The 14798-nt window shown below is 58.0% G+C and carries 21 protein-coding genes, 1 tRNA gene and 1 pseudogene; 9 read left to right on the top strand and 14 right to left on the bottom strand.

Annotated elements, in window-relative coordinates:
- The first annotated feature begins 329 nt into the window (after nt 1–329).
- The 4 genes from HP547_RS07805 (at nt 330) to HP547_RS07790 (ending at nt 2599) form a co-directional block, all read left to right on the top strand.
- Nucleotides 330–833, top strand: coding sequence for a CinA family protein (locus HP547_RS07805; protein ID WP_172285958.1), 504 nt, complete (start codon nt 330–332; stop codon nt 831–833).
- Nucleotides 834–844: 11 nt separating this feature from the next.
- Nucleotides 845–1351 (top strand): hypothetical protein, encoded by a 507-nt coding sequence (locus HP547_RS07800; RefSeq protein ID WP_256676285.1) that lies wholly within the window; start codon nt 845–847, stop codon nt 1349–1351.
- Nucleotides 1352–1360: 9 nt separating this feature from the next.
- The gene (locus tag HP547_RS07795) at nt 1361–1804 is read left to right on the top strand and encodes a DUF421 domain-containing protein (protein WP_172285957.1); all 444 of its coding nucleotides are present in this window, start codon (nt 1361–1363) and stop codon (nt 1802–1804) included.
- Between the two features lie 93 nt (nt 1805–1897).
- Entirely contained in the window at nt 1898–2599 is a 702-nt protein-coding gene (locus HP547_RS07790) for a LysE family translocator (protein ID WP_175586154.1), read from the top strand.
- A gap of 27 nt (nt 2600–2626) precedes the next feature.
- Here HP547_RS07790 and HP547_RS07785 read toward each other — a convergent pair.
- Nucleotides 2627–3013, bottom strand: a pseudogene (locus tag HP547_RS07785) (transposase); the annotation flags it as partial.
- Nucleotides 3014–3067: 54 nt separating this feature from the next.
- On the opposite strand from HP547_RS07785, the gene HP547_RS07780 reads away from it, so the two are divergent.
- Nucleotides 3068–3427 (top strand): hypothetical protein, encoded by a 360-nt coding sequence (locus tag HP547_RS07780; RefSeq protein WP_172285956.1) that lies wholly within the window; start codon nt 3068–3070, stop codon nt 3425–3427.
- Here HP547_RS07780 and HP547_RS07775 read toward each other — a convergent pair.
- Both HP547_RS07775 and HP547_RS29555 read right to left on the bottom strand, forming a co-directional pair.
- Nucleotides 3419–3634 (bottom strand): hypothetical protein, encoded by a 216-nt coding sequence (locus HP547_RS07775; RefSeq protein WP_172285955.1) that lies wholly within the window; start codon nt 3632–3634, stop codon nt 3419–3421. The two genes, HP547_RS07780 and HP547_RS07775, sit on opposite strands and share 9 nt — an antisense overlap.
- Before the next feature lie 26 nt (nt 3635–3660).
- On the bottom strand, nt 3661–3966 hold the full coding sequence (locus tag HP547_RS29555) for a hypothetical protein (RefSeq protein WP_256676284.1): 306 nt from the start codon (nt 3964–3966) through the stop codon (nt 3661–3663).
- 478 nt (nt 3967–4444) lie between these two features.
- On the opposite strand from HP547_RS29555, the gene HP547_RS07770 reads away from it, so the two are divergent.
- Nucleotides 4445–4624: a hypothetical protein gene (locus HP547_RS07770; protein ID WP_172285954.1), complete on the top strand. Its 180-nt coding sequence runs from the start codon at nt 4445–4447 to the stop codon at nt 4622–4624.
- A 299-nt stretch (nt 4625–4923) separates the two neighbouring features.
- Here HP547_RS07770 and HP547_RS07765 read toward each other — a convergent pair.
- The 9 genes from HP547_RS07765 to thrS all read right to left on the bottom strand — a co-directional run bounded on the left by HP547_RS07765 (nt 4924) and on the right by thrS (nt 12416).
- Nucleotides 4924–5000 (bottom strand) — tRNA-Pro (locus HP547_RS07765).
- Between the two features lie 118 nt (nt 5001–5118).
- On the bottom strand, nt 5119–5475 hold the full coding sequence (locus HP547_RS07760) for a MerR family transcriptional regulator (protein ID WP_172229993.1): 357 nt from the start codon (nt 5473–5475) through the stop codon (nt 5119–5121).
- A complete protein-coding gene (gene ihfA / locus HP547_RS07755; protein WP_054887105.1) occupies nt 5456–5758 on the bottom strand; it encodes an integration host factor subunit alpha in 303 nt (100 codons plus the stop codon). The genes HP547_RS07760 and ihfA overlap by 20 nt, the downstream gene beginning before the upstream one ends.
- Before the next feature lie 4 nt (nt 5759–5762).
- Nucleotides 5763–8144, bottom strand: a complete 2382-nt coding sequence (gene pheT / locus HP547_RS07750; protein ID WP_172285953.1) for a phenylalanine--tRNA ligase subunit beta — start codon at nt 8142–8144, stop codon at nt 5763–5765.
- 32 nt (nt 8145–8176) lie between these two features.
- A complete protein-coding gene (gene pheS / locus HP547_RS07745) occupies nt 8177–9193 on the bottom strand; it encodes a phenylalanine--tRNA ligase subunit alpha (RefSeq protein WP_172229999.1) in 1017 nt (338 codons plus the stop codon).
- Nucleotides 9194–9302: 109 nt separating this feature from the next.
- Nucleotides 9303–9659, bottom strand: a complete 357-nt coding sequence (gene rplT / locus HP547_RS07740) for a 50S ribosomal protein L20 (RefSeq protein ID WP_040069108.1) — start codon at nt 9657–9659, stop codon at nt 9303–9305.
- 27 nt (nt 9660–9686) lie between these two features.
- A complete protein-coding gene (rpmI, locus tag HP547_RS07735) occupies nt 9687–9881 on the bottom strand; it encodes a 50S ribosomal protein L35 (RefSeq protein WP_008100408.1) in 195 nt (64 codons plus the stop codon).
- A 61-nt stretch (nt 9882–9942) separates the two neighbouring features.
- Entirely contained in the window at nt 9943–10494 is a 552-nt protein-coding gene (gene infC / locus HP547_RS07730) for a translation initiation factor IF-3 (RefSeq protein ID WP_172230002.1), read from the bottom strand.
- Nucleotides 10494–12416 carry a threonine--tRNA ligase gene (gene thrS / locus HP547_RS07725; RefSeq protein ID WP_172285952.1) on the bottom strand — a complete coding sequence of 641 codons (1923 nt, stop codon included), beginning with the start codon at nt 12414–12416 and terminating at the stop codon, nt 10494–10496. The genes infC and thrS overlap by 1 nt, the downstream gene beginning before the upstream one ends.
- A gap of 338 nt (nt 12417–12754) precedes the next feature.
- On the opposite strand from thrS, the gene HP547_RS07720 reads away from it, so the two are divergent.
- Both HP547_RS07720 and HP547_RS07715 read left to right on the top strand, forming a co-directional pair.
- Nucleotides 12755–13057: a hypothetical protein gene (locus HP547_RS07720; RefSeq protein ID WP_172225305.1), complete on the top strand. Its 303-nt coding sequence runs from the start codon at nt 12755–12757 to the stop codon at nt 13055–13057.
- A gap of 159 nt (nt 13058–13216) precedes the next feature.
- Nucleotides 13217–13429 (top strand): cold-shock protein, encoded by a 213-nt coding sequence (locus HP547_RS07715; protein WP_012273095.1) that lies wholly within the window; start codon nt 13217–13219, stop codon nt 13427–13429.
- Between the two features lie 200 nt (nt 13430–13629).
- Here the strand turns inward: HP547_RS07715 and HP547_RS07710 are convergent, their stop codons facing one another.
- Complete coding sequence (locus HP547_RS07710; protein ID WP_172285951.1) at nt 13630–13950, bottom strand: I78 family peptidase inhibitor; 321 nt, start codon at nt 13948–13950, stop codon at nt 13630–13632.
- 259 nt (nt 13951–14209) lie between these two features.
- Between HP547_RS07710 and HP547_RS07705 the strand changes: the two genes are divergently transcribed.
- The gene (locus HP547_RS07705; RefSeq protein WP_172225311.1) at nt 14210–14422 is read left to right on the top strand and encodes a hypothetical protein; all 213 of its coding nucleotides are present in this window, start codon (nt 14210–14212) and stop codon (nt 14420–14422) included.
- 117 nt (nt 14423–14539) lie between these two features.
- Here HP547_RS07705 and HP547_RS07700 read toward each other — a convergent pair.
- On the bottom strand, nt 14540–14798 hold a 259-nt coding region (locus HP547_RS07700), incomplete at its 5' end, for an RbsD/FucU domain-containing protein (RefSeq protein WP_306140009.1).

Here is a 14798-nt window from a genome sequence, read left to right as displayed (position 1 = left end):
CTCGTGGGCAGTTTCAGCAGTTGTGCTGATCGTGATCACGGGCCGTTTTTTGCGCTGTGGAGTCGTGGGCTGTACCCGTTGATCCGTCCGGACGATGAGCATCGTTGTCTCGCTCTTCTTCCCCATGCGGCCTCGTCTGCGCACCTGCCTTTTGTCTTTCGCTCTCTTTCTTCATCTTGCTCTCCTACCCTTGCCTTTGAATAAAAGAAGCCAATGTACAAGGCAAAGTTCAGGTCAGGTTCACGCCTCGAGATAGCCGGGCATTTGATGCAATGAACCAAATACCCCGGTATCGCGTCCACCGCAAAACAAGCGAGTCGACTTTGGAAATGGATAACGTGCCTAGACTGGCCGCCCTCGGCTATCTCAAAAACAACAAACTGATTTTGAGCACAGCAGAATCGTGCACTGCGGGCTGCCTTCTGGCTTTGTTGGCGGCGGCACCGGGTACAGGAGAGGTGCTGGAAAGCGGCTATATCGTCTACTCACCCAGCGCCCAGAAACGCCTGCTGGGGGTCAGCGCCGAAACCATCGAACGATACGGCCTGACCAGCGAAGCAGTAGCCTGGGAAATGGCCTTGGGCTCCTTGAGAGACAGCGATGCGAATGTGGTGATCGCCACCACCGGGGTAGCCGGGCCAGCGCCCGAATCCGGAATACCACCGGGGACGATGTGCTTTGCGTGGGCTTTCGCCGGCGAGCCAATTGCCGTTTTCACGCGCACTCAACGTTTCTTCGGCGAGCGGTCTGAAGTCATGCGCCAAGGCGCCCTGTTCGGGTTGACCCGGCTTTCCCACTATCACCAGCGCTGGCTACGCGGTGAGCGCGCCTGAGGGCTGTGAGCATGTCTGAAGATGAACTTGTATCCAGGCGTCACCCTGTTCAAGAAGATATACCGATGCAGCAGCGCGTCTGGCGCTTCGAGCGCGTGGGGTGGTACGTGCTCGTGGCCATCGTAATGCTTGCCTTGGCAGGCCTGTTCGGTAATGGCCCGTTGAGCGATGCCGAGGTACTGAGCCAGGATGGCCGGGTACGGGTTGAGTACCAGCGCCCCAGCCGAAGCGGCACGACAGACAGCCTTTTCGTCACCATTAAGGGTATCCCTGGTCAGCCGGTGGAGGTACAACTCGAGGGATCATTGCTCCGGGACGCCAGTATCGAGACGTTACAACCGGAGCCGCAACGGTCGATGTCGCATGGCCAGGCCATGCTGTTCCAATTGGGTACCAGGCAAGATCGGGTCGCCACCCTGTACCTGACCCTTCGAAGTGAGCACGTGGGGACTCTGGAGGGCAGCGTCAGGGCTGGCCCCGAAAGCGCCGTTCACTTCTCCACATTCCTTTATCCCTAGGAGTGCGTCATGGATTCGATCCTCCGCGCAACAGGAATGTACGTCGCCCTCTTGCTGCTGTTTCGCGTGGCCGGGCGGCGCTCGCTGGCCGACTTGACGACCTTCGACTTCGTGTTGTTGCTGATCATAGGGGAAGCCACCCAGCAGGCGCTTCTGGGTGACGATTTTTCATTCACCAATGCCATGCTGGTGATTGCCACGCTGATCGTTCTGGACGTCGGCCTTTCACTCGCGAAGTTGAACTCCAAACCCTTGGCCCGACTTCTGGACGGGCACGCGACCCTGGTGGTCGAGAATGGGCGCTTTTTGCATCACCGCATGCGTCGGGCACGACTCACGGAGGACAATATTCTTGAATCAGCGCGAGACAGCCAAGGCATCGAGAGCATTGAGCAGGTGAAGTTCGCTATCGTCGAACGCAATGGAAAGATTTCGATCATTCCTGCCGAGTAAGGCACGGGGTCCACCTCTTAGAGCCAGGCCTTTTGGAGGTAAAGCGTCCAGCCAACACACCGTTCAAAACTCTACGCTTAAGGTCGTTTGGCAATGGTTCTAGGTGGCGGAGCCTATATTCACTTGCTGGGTTTATCCCCTAGTGCGACGATCCTGCTTTACGACAAAACATGGAGTTTCGCCGTGCTGGCCCACTCGTCAATCTGGTTCTTTGTGGTTCCGTTTGCTATCGCAGCTGCTATTCCTGGGCCTGCCCAAGGTGCTCTACTGGGGCAAGTGGTGTCTCGGGGCGCCAAATCGACCTTGCCGTTCATCGTAGGCATGGTCTTAGGTAATGCCGTCTGGTTGCTAGTTGCGACTCTTGGCCTTGCTGCACTAGCACTCCAGTTTGAGCAGGTCTTCGTCGCCATCAAGTGGCTTGGGGTTGTCTTAATTCTATTTATCGCCTGGAACCTTTGGTCGAAAAATACCGATCAGCCTGAAGCTCATGCCCAGCGATCAGCAAGCCGTGGTTTGCTATCGGGTGCTATGTTGACGCTGGGCAATCCAAAAGCAGTCGTTTTCTTCGGTGCAGTCCTGCCTCATGCATTTGATCTCACTGCTCTTTCTGTCCCAGAGGTTGTCCTCATAACCGCGCTAGGAGTTGGAATTGATGTCACTGTCCAGATGGCTTATCTCCTAATGGCTTCACGTATTAAATGCGCCATTCGATCACCTAAAGCCATGAAACGCCTGAATCGTACCTCTGCGAGTGTCATGACTGGATGCGCCGGGTGGATGGCGATATCGCGGTAATCGTCTGGCAAAAGTATTTTGCGCTGGTCAGGCAGGAAGCCACTGATGGGGTAGCAGTTGACCGATTTCACTGGCTCGCTGCGTCGGCAGGCGCGTCAGCATATCTTTGAGATAGGCATAGGGATCGTGCCCGTTCATTCGCGCCGATTGGATCAGGCTCATGATTGCAGCCGCCCGTTTCCCGCTGCGTAGCGACCCGGCAAATAACCAGTTCGAGCGTCCGAGCGCACATGGCCGTATCTGGTTCTCAACTTGGTTGTTGTCGATGGGCACAGCCCCATCGCCCAGGTAGCGCGTCAGCGCTACCCAGCGATTCAGGCTGTAATTGAGGGCTTTGGCCGTGGCTGATCCGTCGGGCACTAGGTGGCGCTGGTCCAACATCCACTCATGTAATGTTTTGCTGATCGGCACCGCCAGGCAGAGAGGGATGCGGCGGCTACTGGGCTGCCGGTCGTGGGTCTTGGCACGATGACGGAATCGAGCGCGCCGGCTGCATTGATTCCTGAAGGGTACTGCATCATGCCCAGGCGGCTCACCGCCGAGAATGGAGCCAAAGCCCTATTGCTTGGCGAGTTCAAGCTGAAGGTAACCCGCGAATGCCCTGAATGCCTCGAACTGGACGAGCCAAGAGAGGGGTGCGAGATCTGCGATGGCGAGGGTGAATATGCTCAGCGCCAGACGATCCCTTTGGGACAATATCAAATTCATTTACCGCGAGGCAGTGAAGGGTCTCGCTCTACAGCCGCACGCTATCCTGTAGCGAAAATGCAGGCAGGAGCACATCTGTACTCCTGCCATGAAATGGAATCTATGCGCCACCTAATGTAACTCCAAAGTCTCCGCAGCACGATTCAGGACTGCAACGGTACCTAGCGCCTGGTCATTATCCACCCAGCTCCACGAGCCGTGACCCAAGATGCCGCCGATGGCTACGAGTCGCAGGTCTTCCGGGTTCACCCCCAACTGGTCCGCTGCCGCAAGTACTGAGAGCAACGCTTGCTCAAGCTGAATTTCCACTTCGTTGGCTGATGACATTGGTCTGTCCTCCGAACGTCCTGTCGCTACCTTCCACTTGCCAAAGCTGACGTAGATTTGGTTGAAGATGGCTCACAAGCGAATACGCGAGCACGTCCCATGCCCCAAGCCAGCGCTTTGGTCATTGACTCTCCGGGCCGGGAATCGAAAGCCTGTTCGTACAATGCAATACCTGATTGAGCATAGACACCGATGAACATCTGCGTGTTGCCTGTGCGAGATAACCTGACTTGCACATCAATCTGAGTGCCATCGTCAAGGATCTCGTCATGGGAGCGGTGGTGAAGACTCGGGTCTGCCCAATCCCAATACGCTTGTCCTCGAGTTCTCATAATTCCTCCGTTAAATTTGATCTGTATTCCTTACTAGAAACCAAAAATAACGAATATATCCTGACAGACAAGCGGAAATTGCAACATTGAGAACTGAAACTGACAATCGGCCAAAAGCTGTACATCTTAATATTATTGTACAATTTTCCCCGAAAATCTTTACAGATCGCCGCTGATAGTTCTAGCGAAATGCATCCAGTCCTCAAAGGCTTTGCGTTGAGACTCGAGATCTTCACTCCAGCAAAGCTTTGCGCCATGGCTGTACGCCACACGACTCATGAGCAATGAGGTCGTCTTAGCAAGCTCCTTTAAGAGCTGATATGACGATATTTCTGGTCGGCATTAAGCATTTAATTTTTCTCATAACGCGCGCAGCCTGCTCGTTTAAGTAGGGTTTGCTGGCCGTCTGCCATCTAGACCATCAAATACCCTGTTTTATTTGCAAAGAAAGCTGAATTCAGCAGCTTAAGGAAACATCATGCCGGAAGAAAACAAGTTGCTCCAACGTGTGGCAGTCGAGCGCGACAAAGACGGATGGTGGAGCCACCCCGACGAGCCAGATTTCGACGAGGACTACGCCGCCTTCAAAGCCTGGCATGTTCAGCAGGGCCTGGAGCTGAAGCAGTGGCACATGGACTCGGATACTCGGACTGGATAAGCCAGCCTTGTTGTCGCCCTAAAAACTGCATTGATCAGACCGCCACGCGGTCATTGTCAGCAGCCGATAGGCGCATCCTGAAAGGCGTACATCACCTGGTAACACCTGATTTTCACGCGAAACCCTGAGTAAGCACTTGGCTGAAGGTCAGACAATCTAAGAGGAACCAATAACAAGCCAACAAACTCAAGAGATTTCGCGGTGGGGCAAAAAGTGGGGCAAAAATGAATTCACCGCAAAAAACCATAGCCATAAAAAAATCCAGTCACCGTTAAGTGACTGGATTCTTTGGGGTTTTTTGGTCGGGACGGAGTGATTCGAACACTCGACCCCTTGCACCCCATGCAAGTGCGCTACCGGGCTGCGCTACGCCCCGACTGGGCTTTGAAGCATGTTCTCAATCCTGCCGAGAACGTTGAAGAATGTACCCTAACCATCTGATAAGTGAAAGCTTTTTCTCAAAAAATTTTCCACTCATCAGAAAATCCCAGGGCTCACTTCTTCAAAACCACCAGCACATCCTCCAACTCAACAATCATCTGCCGAATCAGCTGCTTGTACTGGCTGGATTCATCCTTGGCCTCATCACTGGAGAGCCGCAACCGCGCCCCGCCAATGGTGAACCCCTGCTCATACAGCAAGGCCCGAATCTGGCGAATCATCAGCACGTCCTGCCGCTGATAATACCGCCGGTTCCCCCGCCGCTTCACAGGGTTCAGCTGATCGAACTCCTGCTCCCAATACCGCAGCACGTGCGGCTTTACCGCGCAAAGCTCGCTTACTTCACCAATGGTGAAGTAGCGTTTGCCCGGTATGGGGGGCAGTTCGTCGTTATGGCTTGCTTCCAGCATAGGCCTCAACCCGGGCCTTCAACTTCTGCCCTGGACGAAAGGTGACGACGCGCCGTGCAGTGATCGGGATCTCTTCCCCGGTTTTGGGGTTGCGGCCCGGCCGCTGGCGTTTGTCGCGAAGGTCGAAGTTGCCGAAACCGGACAGCTTGACCTGCTCGTTCTCTTCAAGTGCGTGCCGAATTTCTTCGAAAAACAGCTCGACCAGCTCCTTGGCCTCACGCTTGTTAAGCCCTAGCTCCTCGTACAGCCTTTCGGCCATCTCAGCTTTCGTCAGAGCACCCATGCCGTTATTTCCTTAACGTGGTGTTCAACCTTTGTTCGAGCGAGGTGAGGATGTTTTGCAGGGTAGTGTTCACCTCATCGTCGTTAAGAGTGCGCGATGGATGCTGCCAGGTCAAGCCGACGGCAAGGCTTTTTCTATCAGGATCAATGCCTTTACCTTGGTAGACATCAAACAGCCTGAGGTCTGTGAGCCATTCGCCTGCATTGTCACGAATTAATTCAAGCACCGCGCTGGAAGCCACATCACGGCCGGCGATCAAGGCCAGGTCGCGACGGGTTTCCGGGAATCTGGACAGTTCGCTGAACTTCGGCAGGCGGCCTTCGACCACTTCGCCCAGCACCAGCTCGAACAGGAACACCGGGCGGTCCAGGTCCAGGGCTTTGGCCAGCTCTGGGTGGATGGCACCGAGGTAGCCCACCAGTTTGCCGTCGCGCTCGATGGCGGCGGTCTGGCCTGGGTGCAGGGCTGGGTGCTTGCCGGCGCTGAAGGTGAAGTCGGCCAGGGCACCGGAGTAGCCCAGCAGGGCTTCGACGTCGGCCTTGACGTCGAAGAAGTCGACGCTCTCGCGGCCGTTGGCCCAGCCTTCTGGCAGGCGGCTGCCGGTGATAACGCCGGCGATCATTGGCTGCTGCTGCAGGTCACCCAGCTGGCCGACAAAGCGCAGGCCGCTTTCGAACAGGCGCACGCGGTCTTGCTGGCGGTTCAGGTTGTGCTGCAGTGCCTTGACCAGGCCCGGCCACAGGGACGCGCGCATGGCGGCCATGTCGCTGGAGATGGGGTTGGCCAGCAGCAGCGGCTCTACGCCCGGGCTGAACAGCTCGAACAGTTTCGGGTCGACGAAGCTGTAGGTGATGGCTTCCTGATAGCCGCGGGCAACCAGCAGGCGGCGCAGGGTTGGCAGGTCACCGCGGGTTTCCGGCTTGCCTTGCGGGGCCAGGCGGGCTTGCGGGTAGCGAACCGGCAGGTTGTTGTAGCCGTACAGGCGGGCCAGCTCTTCGATCAGGTCTACTTCCAGGCTGATGTCGAAGCGATGGCTTGGCACGCTGACGGTCCACTGCCCTTCCCCTTCACGGGTGGTGGTCAGTTCCAGGGCGTTGAGCAGTTGCTCGACCTGGGCTGGGTCCATTTGCATGCCGAGCATCTGGGTGATGCGCTCGTCACGCAGGGTCACCGGGGCCACTTGTGGCAGGTGCTGCTGGCTGACGGCTTCGACGATCGGGCCGGCTTCGCCGCCAACGATGTCCAGCAGCAGCGCGGTGGCGCGCTCCATGGCTTCGCGGGCCAGCTGCGAATCGACGCCGCGCTCGTAGCGGTGCGAGGCATCGGTGTGCAGGCCGTAGGAACGGGCTTTACCAGCGACGGAAATCGGCTCGAAGAAGGCGCTTTCGAGGAACAGGTCGCGGGTTTTTTCGGTGTTCACACCGCTGTGCTCGCCACCCATGACGCCGGCGATGGCCAGGGCGCGGGTGTGGTCGGCGATTACCAGGGTGTCGGCGCGCAGGGCCACTTCCTGGCCGTCGAGCAGGACGAGTTTTTCGCCCTCTTCGGCCATGCGTACGCGGATGCCGCCGTTGATTTCTGCCAGGTCGAAGGCGTGCATCGGCTGGCCGAGTTCGAGCATCACGTAGTTGGTGATGTCGACGGCGGCGTCGATGCTGCGCACGTCGCTGCGGCGCAGGCGCTCGACCATCCACAGCGGGGTCGGCTTGCTCAGGTCGACGTTACGAATAACGCGGCCCAGGTAGCGTGGGCAGGCCGCCGGGGCGCTGACTTCGACCGGGCGCACTTCGTCGTGGGCCGGCGCGACGGCAGGTACCACCGGGCGAGTGACCGGGGTGTCGTACAGGGCGCTGACGTCGCGGGCCAGGCCAGCGATGGACAGGCAGTCACCGCGGTTCGGCGTAAGGCCGATTTCGATGCTGGCGTCGTCCAGGCTCAGGTAGGTGCGAATGTTTTCACCCACCGGGGCGTCGGCAGCCAGTTCCAGCAGGCCGTCGTTTTCTTCGCTGATTTCCAGCTCTGCAGCCGAGCACAGCATGCCGAACGACTCGACGCCGCGCAGCTTGGCCTTCTTGATCTTGAAGTCGCCAGACAGCTCGGCGCCGATCATGGCGAATGGCACCTTGATGCCTGGGCGGGCGTTAGGCGCGCCGCACACGACCTGGAAGGTTTCCTGGCCGTTGGTCACCTGACACACGCGCAGCTTGTCGGCGTCCGGGTGTTGTTCGGTGGCGAGGATTTCGCCCACGACAATGCCGCTGAACTGGCCGGCAGCGGGGGTAACGCTGTCGACTTCGAGGCCGGCCATGGACAGGCGGGCGACCAGTTCGTCACGGGAGACTTGCGGGTTTACCCAACCGCGCAGCCACTGTTCACTGAATTTCATGCTGTTCTCCTGAAAGTTGCGTCGGCATTGACCTAGCGGAATTGCGCGAGGAAGCGCAGGTCGTTGTCGAAGAACAGACGCAAATCGTTGACGCCATAGCGCAGCATGGCCAGGCGCTCGGCGCCCATGCCGAAGGCGAAGCCCTGGAACTCTTCAGGGTCGATGCCGGACATGCGCAGCACGCTTGGGTGCACCATGCCGCAGCCCATGACTTCGAGCCAGCCGGTTTGCTTGCACACGCGGCAGCCGTTGCCGGAACACATCACGCACTGGATGTCGACTTCGGCGGACGGCTCGGTGAAGGGGAAGAACGATGGGCGGAAACGTACCGCCAGTTCTTTTTCGAAGAATACCCGCAGGAATTCTTCGATGGTGCCCTTGAGGTCGGCGAAGTTGATATCGCGATCGATCAGCAGGCCTTCGACCTGGTGGAACATCGGCGAGTGGGTGATATCCGAGTCGCAGCGATAGACGCGGCCCGGGCAGACAATGCGGATCGGCGGCTGGCTGGACTCCATGGTCCGCACCTGCACCGGCGAGGTGTGGGTGCGCAGCAGCATGTTGGCATTGAAGTAGAAGGTGTCGTGCATCGCCCGGGCCGGGTGGTGGCCGGGGATGTTGAGCGCTTCGAAGTTGTGGTAGTCGTCTTCGACCTCTGGGCCTTCGGCAATGCCGTAGCCGATGTGGGTGAAGAACTGCTCGATGCGCTCGAGTGTACGGGTGATCGGGTGCAGGCCACCGGTGGCCTGGCCGCGGCCTGGCAGGGTGACGTCAATGCATTCGGCAGCCAGGCGAGCGCTGAGCTCGGCCTCTTCAAAGGCGGCCTTGCGGGCATTGAGCACAACGGTGACGCGCTCTTTGGCGTCGTTGATCAGCGCGCCGACTTTCGGCCGCTCTTCGGCTGGCAGGTTGCCCAGGGTCTTCATCACCTGGGTCAGCTCGCCCTTCTTGCCGAGATAATTAACCCGGATCTGTTCCAGGGCATTGATGTCTTCAGCGCGCTCCACGGCCTCAAGGGCTTGGGAGACCAGCGCATCCAGGTTTTCCATGTACAGACTCCAGATACGAAAATAGGGGAAGAGCTTTGAAGGCTCTTCCCCTATCGATGACGTTCAATGCCCGACGGCGCTAGCGCCGCCGGGTGATTGTCGCGGGTACTTAAGCCAGAACGGCTTTAGCTTTCTCGACAATCGCAGCAAACGCCGCTTTTTCGTTCACTGCCAGATCAGCCAGAACCTTACGGTCGATTTCGATCGAAGCCTTTTTCAGACCAGCGATGAAACGGCTGTAGGACAGACCGTTAACGCGGGCACCGGCGTTGATACGAGCAATCCACAGTGCGCGGAACTGACGCTTCTTCTGGCGACGGTCGCGGTAGGCGTATTGGCCTGCCTTGATGACCGCTTGCTTGGCTACACGGAATACGCGCGAACGTGCACCGTAGTAACCTTTAGCCAGTTTCAGAATTTTTTTGTGACGCTTACGAGCGATAACGCCGCGCTTAACACGAGCCATGAGTAACTTCCTCTATCTTAACCAGAATTAACGAACGCGCAGCATGCGCGCGACTTTCGCCACGTCGGACGGGTGCAGCAAGCTGCTACCACGCAGTTGACGCTTACGCTTGGTCGACATTTTGGTCAGGATGTGGCTCTTGAAAGCGTGCTTGTGCTTGAAGCCCGAAGCTGTCTTCAGGAAGCGCTTCGCAGCACCGCTTTTGGTTTTCATTTTTGGCATGTTGAACTCCGCATTCGAAAAAAATTACACAATAATCATCAGGCCTGCCGTGCCCGGGAGATTACTTCTTCTTTTTGGGGGCGATGACCATCATAAGCTGGCGTCCTTCCATCTTAGGATGCTGCTCAACGGTGCCGTATTCGGCGAGGTCAGCTTCAACCCGCTTCAACAGCTCCATGCCCAGCTCCTGGTGGGCCATCTCACGACCACGGAATCTCAGAGAGATCTTGGCCTTGTCCCCATCGGTAAGGAAACGTACCAGGTTGCGTAGTTTTACCTGGTAATCCCCATCCTCCGTCCCTGGACGAAACTTGATTTCTTTGACCTGGATGATCTTCTGGTTTTTCTTGGCTTCGTTGGCCTGCTTCTTCTTTTCGAAGATGTGCTTGCCGTAGTCCATGACCTTGCAGACCGGTGGTACCGCGTCTGCAGAGATTTCTACCAGGTCCAGCTTCGCTTCATCAGCGATACGCAGCGCTTCATCAATCGAGACGATGCCAACCTGCTCGCCGTCTGCGCCAATTAACCGAACCTCGCGGGCCGAGATATTCTCGTTGATCGGGGCCTTCGGTACAGCACGCTTATCGTTTCTCATTTCACGCTTAATAGTCATTACTCCGATTCTTGGCGACCACGCCGGGAAACCGCTTGTGTCAGCAGCTCTGCGAATTGGGCGACGGGCATGGAGCCCAGGTCAGCGCCTTCGCGAGTGCGCACAGCGACGGTTTGCGTTTCGACTTCGCGGTCCCCTATAACCAAAAGATACGGGACCTTGAGCAAAGTATGCTCGCGGATTTTAAAGCCGATCTTCTCATTTCTCAAGTCCGACTTGGCACGGAAACCGCTACCGTTCAGAGATTTCTCTACCTCAAGGGCGAAATCGGCCTGCTTGTCGGTGATATTCATGATCACCGCCTGGGTCGGTGCCAGCCACGCCGGGAACACGCCAGCGTAGTGCTCGATCAGCATGCCGATGAAGCGCTCGAACGACCCGAGGATGGCGCGGTGCAGCATGACCGGGCGCACACGGCTGTTATCTTCGGCGATATAGCTGGCATCCAGGCGCTCTGGCAGGTTCGGGTCGTACTGCAGGGTACCACACTGCCAGTTACGGCCGAGGCAATCGCGCAGGGTAAACTCGATTTTCGGGCCGTAGAAGGCGCCCTCGCCCGGCTGGTATTCCCACTCAAGGCCCGATTCGTTCAGGGCGTCGGCCAGCGCTGACTCAGCGCGGTCCCACAGCTCTTCGGAACCTACGCGCTTGGCCGGACGCGTGGACAACTTCATGGCGATGTCGCTGAAGCCGAAGTCCTTGTACACGTCCAAGGTCAGCTTGATGAAGTCTGCGGCTTCTTTCTTCACCTGTTCTTCGGTGCAGAAGATGTGCGCATCGTCCTGTACGAAGCCACGCACGCGCATGATGCCGTGCAGGGCGCCGGAAGGCTCGTTACGGTGGCAGGCACCAAACTCGGCCAGGCGCAGCGGCAGGTCGCGGTAGCTTTTAAGGCCCTGGTTGAACACCTGCACGTGGCATGGGCAGTTCATCGGTTTTACCGCGTAGTCACGGCTTTCCGACGAAGTGGTGAACATGTTCTCGGCGTAGTTGGACCAGTGGCCGGAACGCTCCCAGAGAATGCGGTCGACAACCTGCGGGGTCTTGATTTCCAGATAGCCGTTGGCGCGCTGAACCTGGCGCATGTACTGCTCAAGCACCTGGTACACCGTCCAGCCGTTGGCGTGCCAGAACACCATGCCCGGGGCTTCTTCCTGCAGGTGGAACAGGTCGAGCTGCTTGCCGATCTTGCGGTGGTCGCGTTTTTCGGCTTCTTCGATGCGCTGGATGTAGGCTGCCAGCTGCTTCTTGTCAGCCCAGGCAGTGCCGTACACGCGTTGCAGCTGCTCGTTCTTGGCATCGCCGCGCCAGTAGGCGCCGGACAGCTTGGTCAGCTTGAATGCCTTGAGGAAGCGGGTGTTGGGCACGTGCGGGCCACGGCACATGTCGACGTATTCTTCGTGGTAGTACAGGCCCATGGCCTGTTCATCCGGCATGTCTTCGACCAGGCGCAGCTTGTAGTCTTCGCCACGAGTGGTGAACACGTCGATGACTTCGGCACGCGGCGTGACCTTCTTGATCACGTCGTAGTCTTTTTCGATCAGCTGCATCATGCGCTTTTCGATGGCGGCCATGTCTTCCGGGGTGAAGGGCCGCTCGTAGGCGATGTCGTAGTAGAAGCCTTCGTCGATGACCGGGCCGATCACCATTTTGGCGGTCGGGTAAAGCTGCTTCACCGCGTGGCCGACCAGGTGGGCACACGAGTGACGGATGATCTCCAGTCCCTCTTCATCTTTAGGGGTGATGATCTGCAGGGTGGCGTCGTGGTTGATCAGGTCGCAGGCGTCGACCAGTTTGCCGTCGACCTTGCCGGCGACGGTGGCCTTGGCCAGGCCGGCACCGATCGAAGCGGCAACGTCGGCTACGGATACGGCGTGATCGAACGAACGTTGACTGCCATCGGGAAGAGTAATTACGGGCATGGCGCCTCCTCTCCTAGTGGTGACCCCTACCAAAGGTCACGTGGGTTGGGATGAGCCAGTACAAGATCCGGCCTGCCTTCCTTCATCAAGGAAGCCTGCCTCACAGTGGCAGAAGCCTTTCGGCTTGTCAGGGGCGAACCAGAGTGACTGGAAAGAAAAAAGATAGCTGCAGCCGGCACAGTGCGACCACAAGCCGAGCATGCTAGCACGCGGGTTGCACCCCAAGCAGAAATATTTGGCAATTGCGCCGAAGCGGTGAACTAACGCGGAAAAATACCGCTCAGACTTTGGGAAGCAACCTACTCTTGATGAGACCTTGACCCAAGGAGTAACCGGTTATGAGATTTCCGTCCCTTCTGGCCGTATGTGCCATGAGCGCCCTGCTGCCGCTGGCGGCTCACGCAGGCGATTTCCCGCCAGGTAAGGAGCAGGGCTACATGACCCAGTGCCGGGAGGTAGCGACAAACCAGGGCGTGAGCACCGAAATGGCGACCAAGCACTGTTCGTGCGGCGCGCAGGCCATCAAGAAAAACTTCACCGATGCAGAGATTGCAGACCTCGATAGCAGTGACGGGGTAGACGCCAAGCTTATGGCCAAGGCTCAAAGCGTTGTAAAAAAGGCCTGCACACCCCATAGCTGAAGCCTTAAAGCGGGGTTGGCGAGCATTTATTTGAGCTGAATCAGCTTCTGATGAATGTAAAAGGCGCTACACGCGCAGAATTAGACTATGATGTTGTCCGTGCTCCGTAGCTTTCGCCGCATTGCACTACTGAAAATTTAATGTCTGGAGATTCATCCCATGTCCAATCGCCAAACCGGCACCGTCAAATGGTTCAATGATGAGAAAGGCTTCGGCTTCATCACCCCACAAGGCGGCGGCGACGACCTGTTCGTTCACTTCAAGGCCATCGAATCCGACGGCTTCAAGAGCCTGAAAGAAGGCCAGACTGTTTCCTTCGTCGCCGAGCGCGGCCAGAAGGGCATGCAGGCTGCACAGGTTCGTCCGGAGTAATTCGGAAGCTGTGAAAAAACCCGCCCATGTGGCGGGTTTTTTTATGGGCCACCGCCCCTGAAGCCGGCGCCGAGCTGGTAGGAGCAGCCTTGTGCTGCGAAGTGGCCCACATGGCCGGCACATAATGGTCGGTCAGTGCCGGCCTCTTCGCAGCTCGAGGCTGCTCCTACTGATACAGAGGGCGGAGCCAGGCTGCCAGTTTAACCGCAGTTGACGCGGGTCACGGTGCCCTGCTCGTTTACATTCAGGTTCAGACGCTCGGAGCGATATTCCAGGGTAACCACATCGTGGGGCTTGAGAATGCGCGCCATCTGCGAACCACTGGCCTTGCGTGCCTGCTCCAGCAGCTCGGCGCTGCCCTGCTTGCCGATGGCGAAATCGGCGCCGCTGGCTTCGCAGCGGCCATCGTTGCCGGCTGGGGATTCTGGCGCCTTGCCACCCCCAGCGCTGCCACCAGTGCTGCAACCAGCCAGGACAGCTGCCACAGCCAGGGTTGCCAACAAAGCACGGGTACGGAACATGAATCCTCCTAAATCGGTGTGGGAACTGCCTGATACGACAGTTCCGCCAAGCGTTGGTTGCAAAACCGGACAAGTCTGCCTCAACCCGGCGTGTCAGGCGAAAGGTAATCGTGACCGAATTTTACCGCTTAACTGACGAGGCGCTTGGTTTGCCCTGCAAAGTCATGATTTACTTTAGGAAGTGAAGGCACAATGCCTCCTGCGAACATCAGGATCCGGTGTTCGCCCTTTCGTCCCGGGCCGCAAGCGAGAGCCTTTCATGAGCAGCCACAGCATCGATGCCGATATCAAGGTCAGGTGGGCCGAGGGCCAGAGCGCCTATAGCCCCAGTACCCCCGAGGAATTGCTATTGATTGCCGTCGACCTGCTGGTGCGCGATCGCGGCAGCGAGGCGGCACGCAGCTTTATCGACCAGGTGTTCGAGCGGTTTGCTTCGCATGCCGCTGTTCCGATCGCGCCAAACGGGCGTTGAGCGGGTTGGGCTGCATCGGGACTGACAGGCGCCGCATATTTTCCGGTAACCACCTGTCAGCCCTGATGCAATCCCTGACGGACTGCCTTGCCAGCGATCAACGGCCAACACCCACCTTCAAAAGGTCACCCCAGAAACAAGCGCAATATTGCTATAAGGCTGACACTCCCCAGTACGCACCACCGCCCGGGCACTGCGCGACAGCACCTTGAATTCTTCATGGCTCAGCCATTCCCGCTTGCCCAGCTTGCCCTTCAAGCGCTCGATCTCGACCAGCGCCGGCGGCACCACTTTCTGCATCTCCTCCGCCAGCACATGCCGCTCGACCTGCAATTCGCTCAGCACCACCCGCAACACGCTGGCGAAATCCGGCAGC

It is taken from the genome of Pseudomonas sp. CM27 (assembly GCF_013179515.1).
In the GTDB taxonomy this organism is placed as follows: Bacteria; Pseudomonadota; Gammaproteobacteria; order Pseudomonadales; family Pseudomonadaceae; genus Aquipseudomonas.
The sequence above is the reverse complement of the archived record's forward strand: the minus strand, read 5'-3'. Positions and strand labels throughout refer to the sequence as shown.

What these genes read in the sequence shown, in the direction of transcription:
- HP547_RS07760 (WP_172229993.1), bottom strand. Translation starts at nt 5,475, where the DNA reads ATGCTGGAAGCAAGCCATAACGACGAACTGCCCCCCATACCGGGCAAA.
- thrS (WP_172285952.1), bottom strand. Translation starts at nt 12,416, where the DNA reads ATGCCCGTAATTACTCTTCCCGATGGCAGTCAACGTTCGTTCGATCAC.
- infC (WP_172230002.1), bottom strand. Translation starts at nt 10,494, where the DNA reads ATGACTATTAAGCGTGAAATGAGAAACGATAAGCGTGCTGTACCGAAG.
- HP547_RS07710 (WP_172285951.1), bottom strand. Translation starts at nt 13,950, where the DNA reads ATGTTCCGTACCCGTGCTTTGTTGGCAACCCTGGCTGTGGCAGCTGTC.
- HP547_RS07720 (WP_172225305.1), top strand. Translation starts at nt 12,755, where the DNA reads ATGAGATTTCCGTCCCTTCTGGCCGTATGTGCCATGAGCGCCCTGCTG.
- rpmI (WP_008100408.1), bottom strand. Translation starts at nt 9,881, where the DNA reads ATGCCAAAAATGAAAACCAAAAGCGGTGCTGCGAAGCGCTTCCTGAAG.
- HP547_RS07705 (WP_172225311.1), top strand. Translation starts at nt 14,210, where the DNA reads ATGAGCAGCCACAGCATCGATGCCGATATCAAGGTCAGGTGGGCCGAG.
- HP547_RS07795 (WP_172285957.1), top strand. Translation starts at nt 1,361, where the DNA reads ATGGATTCGATCCTCCGCGCAACAGGAATGTACGTCGCCCTCTTGCTG.
- HP547_RS07715 (WP_012273095.1), top strand. Translation starts at nt 13,217, where the DNA reads ATGTCCAATCGCCAAACCGGCACCGTCAAATGGTTCAATGATGAGAAA.
- HP547_RS07800 (WP_256676285.1), top strand. Translation starts at nt 845, where the DNA reads ATGTCTGAAGATGAACTTGTATCCAGGCGTCACCCTGTTCAAGAAGAT.
- HP547_RS07790 (WP_175586154.1), top strand. Translation starts at nt 1,898, where the DNA reads ATGGTTCTAGGTGGCGGAGCCTATATTCACTTGCTGGGTTTATCCCCT.
- HP547_RS07780 (WP_172285956.1), top strand. Translation starts at nt 3,068, where the DNA reads ATGACGGAATCGAGCGCGCCGGCTGCATTGATTCCTGAAGGGTACTGC.
- ihfA (WP_054887105.1), bottom strand. Translation starts at nt 5,758, where the DNA reads ATGGGTGCTCTGACGAAAGCTGAGATGGCCGAAAGGCTGTACGAGGAG.
- HP547_RS07805 (WP_172285958.1), top strand. Translation starts at nt 330, where the DNA reads ATGGATAACGTGCCTAGACTGGCCGCCCTCGGCTATCTCAAAAACAAC.
- rplT (WP_040069108.1), bottom strand. Translation starts at nt 9,659, where the DNA reads ATGGCTCGTGTTAAGCGCGGCGTTATCGCTCGTAAGCGTCACAAAAAA.
- pheT (WP_172285953.1), bottom strand. Translation starts at nt 8,144, where the DNA reads ATGAAATTCAGTGAACAGTGGCTGCGCGGTTGGGTAAACCCGCAAGTC.
- HP547_RS07770 (WP_172285954.1), top strand. Translation starts at nt 4,445, where the DNA reads ATGCCGGAAGAAAACAAGTTGCTCCAACGTGTGGCAGTCGAGCGCGAC.
- HP547_RS07775 (WP_172285955.1), bottom strand. Translation starts at nt 3,634, where the DNA reads ATGTCATCAGCCAACGAAGTGGAAATTCAGCTTGAGCAAGCGTTGCTC.
- pheS (WP_172229999.1), bottom strand. Translation starts at nt 9,193, where the DNA reads ATGGAAAACCTGGATGCGCTGGTCTCCCAAGCCCTTGAGGCCGTGGAG.
- HP547_RS29555 (WP_256676284.1), bottom strand. Translation starts at nt 3,966, where the DNA reads ATGAGAACTCGAGGACAAGCGTATTGGGATTGGGCAGACCCGAGTCTT.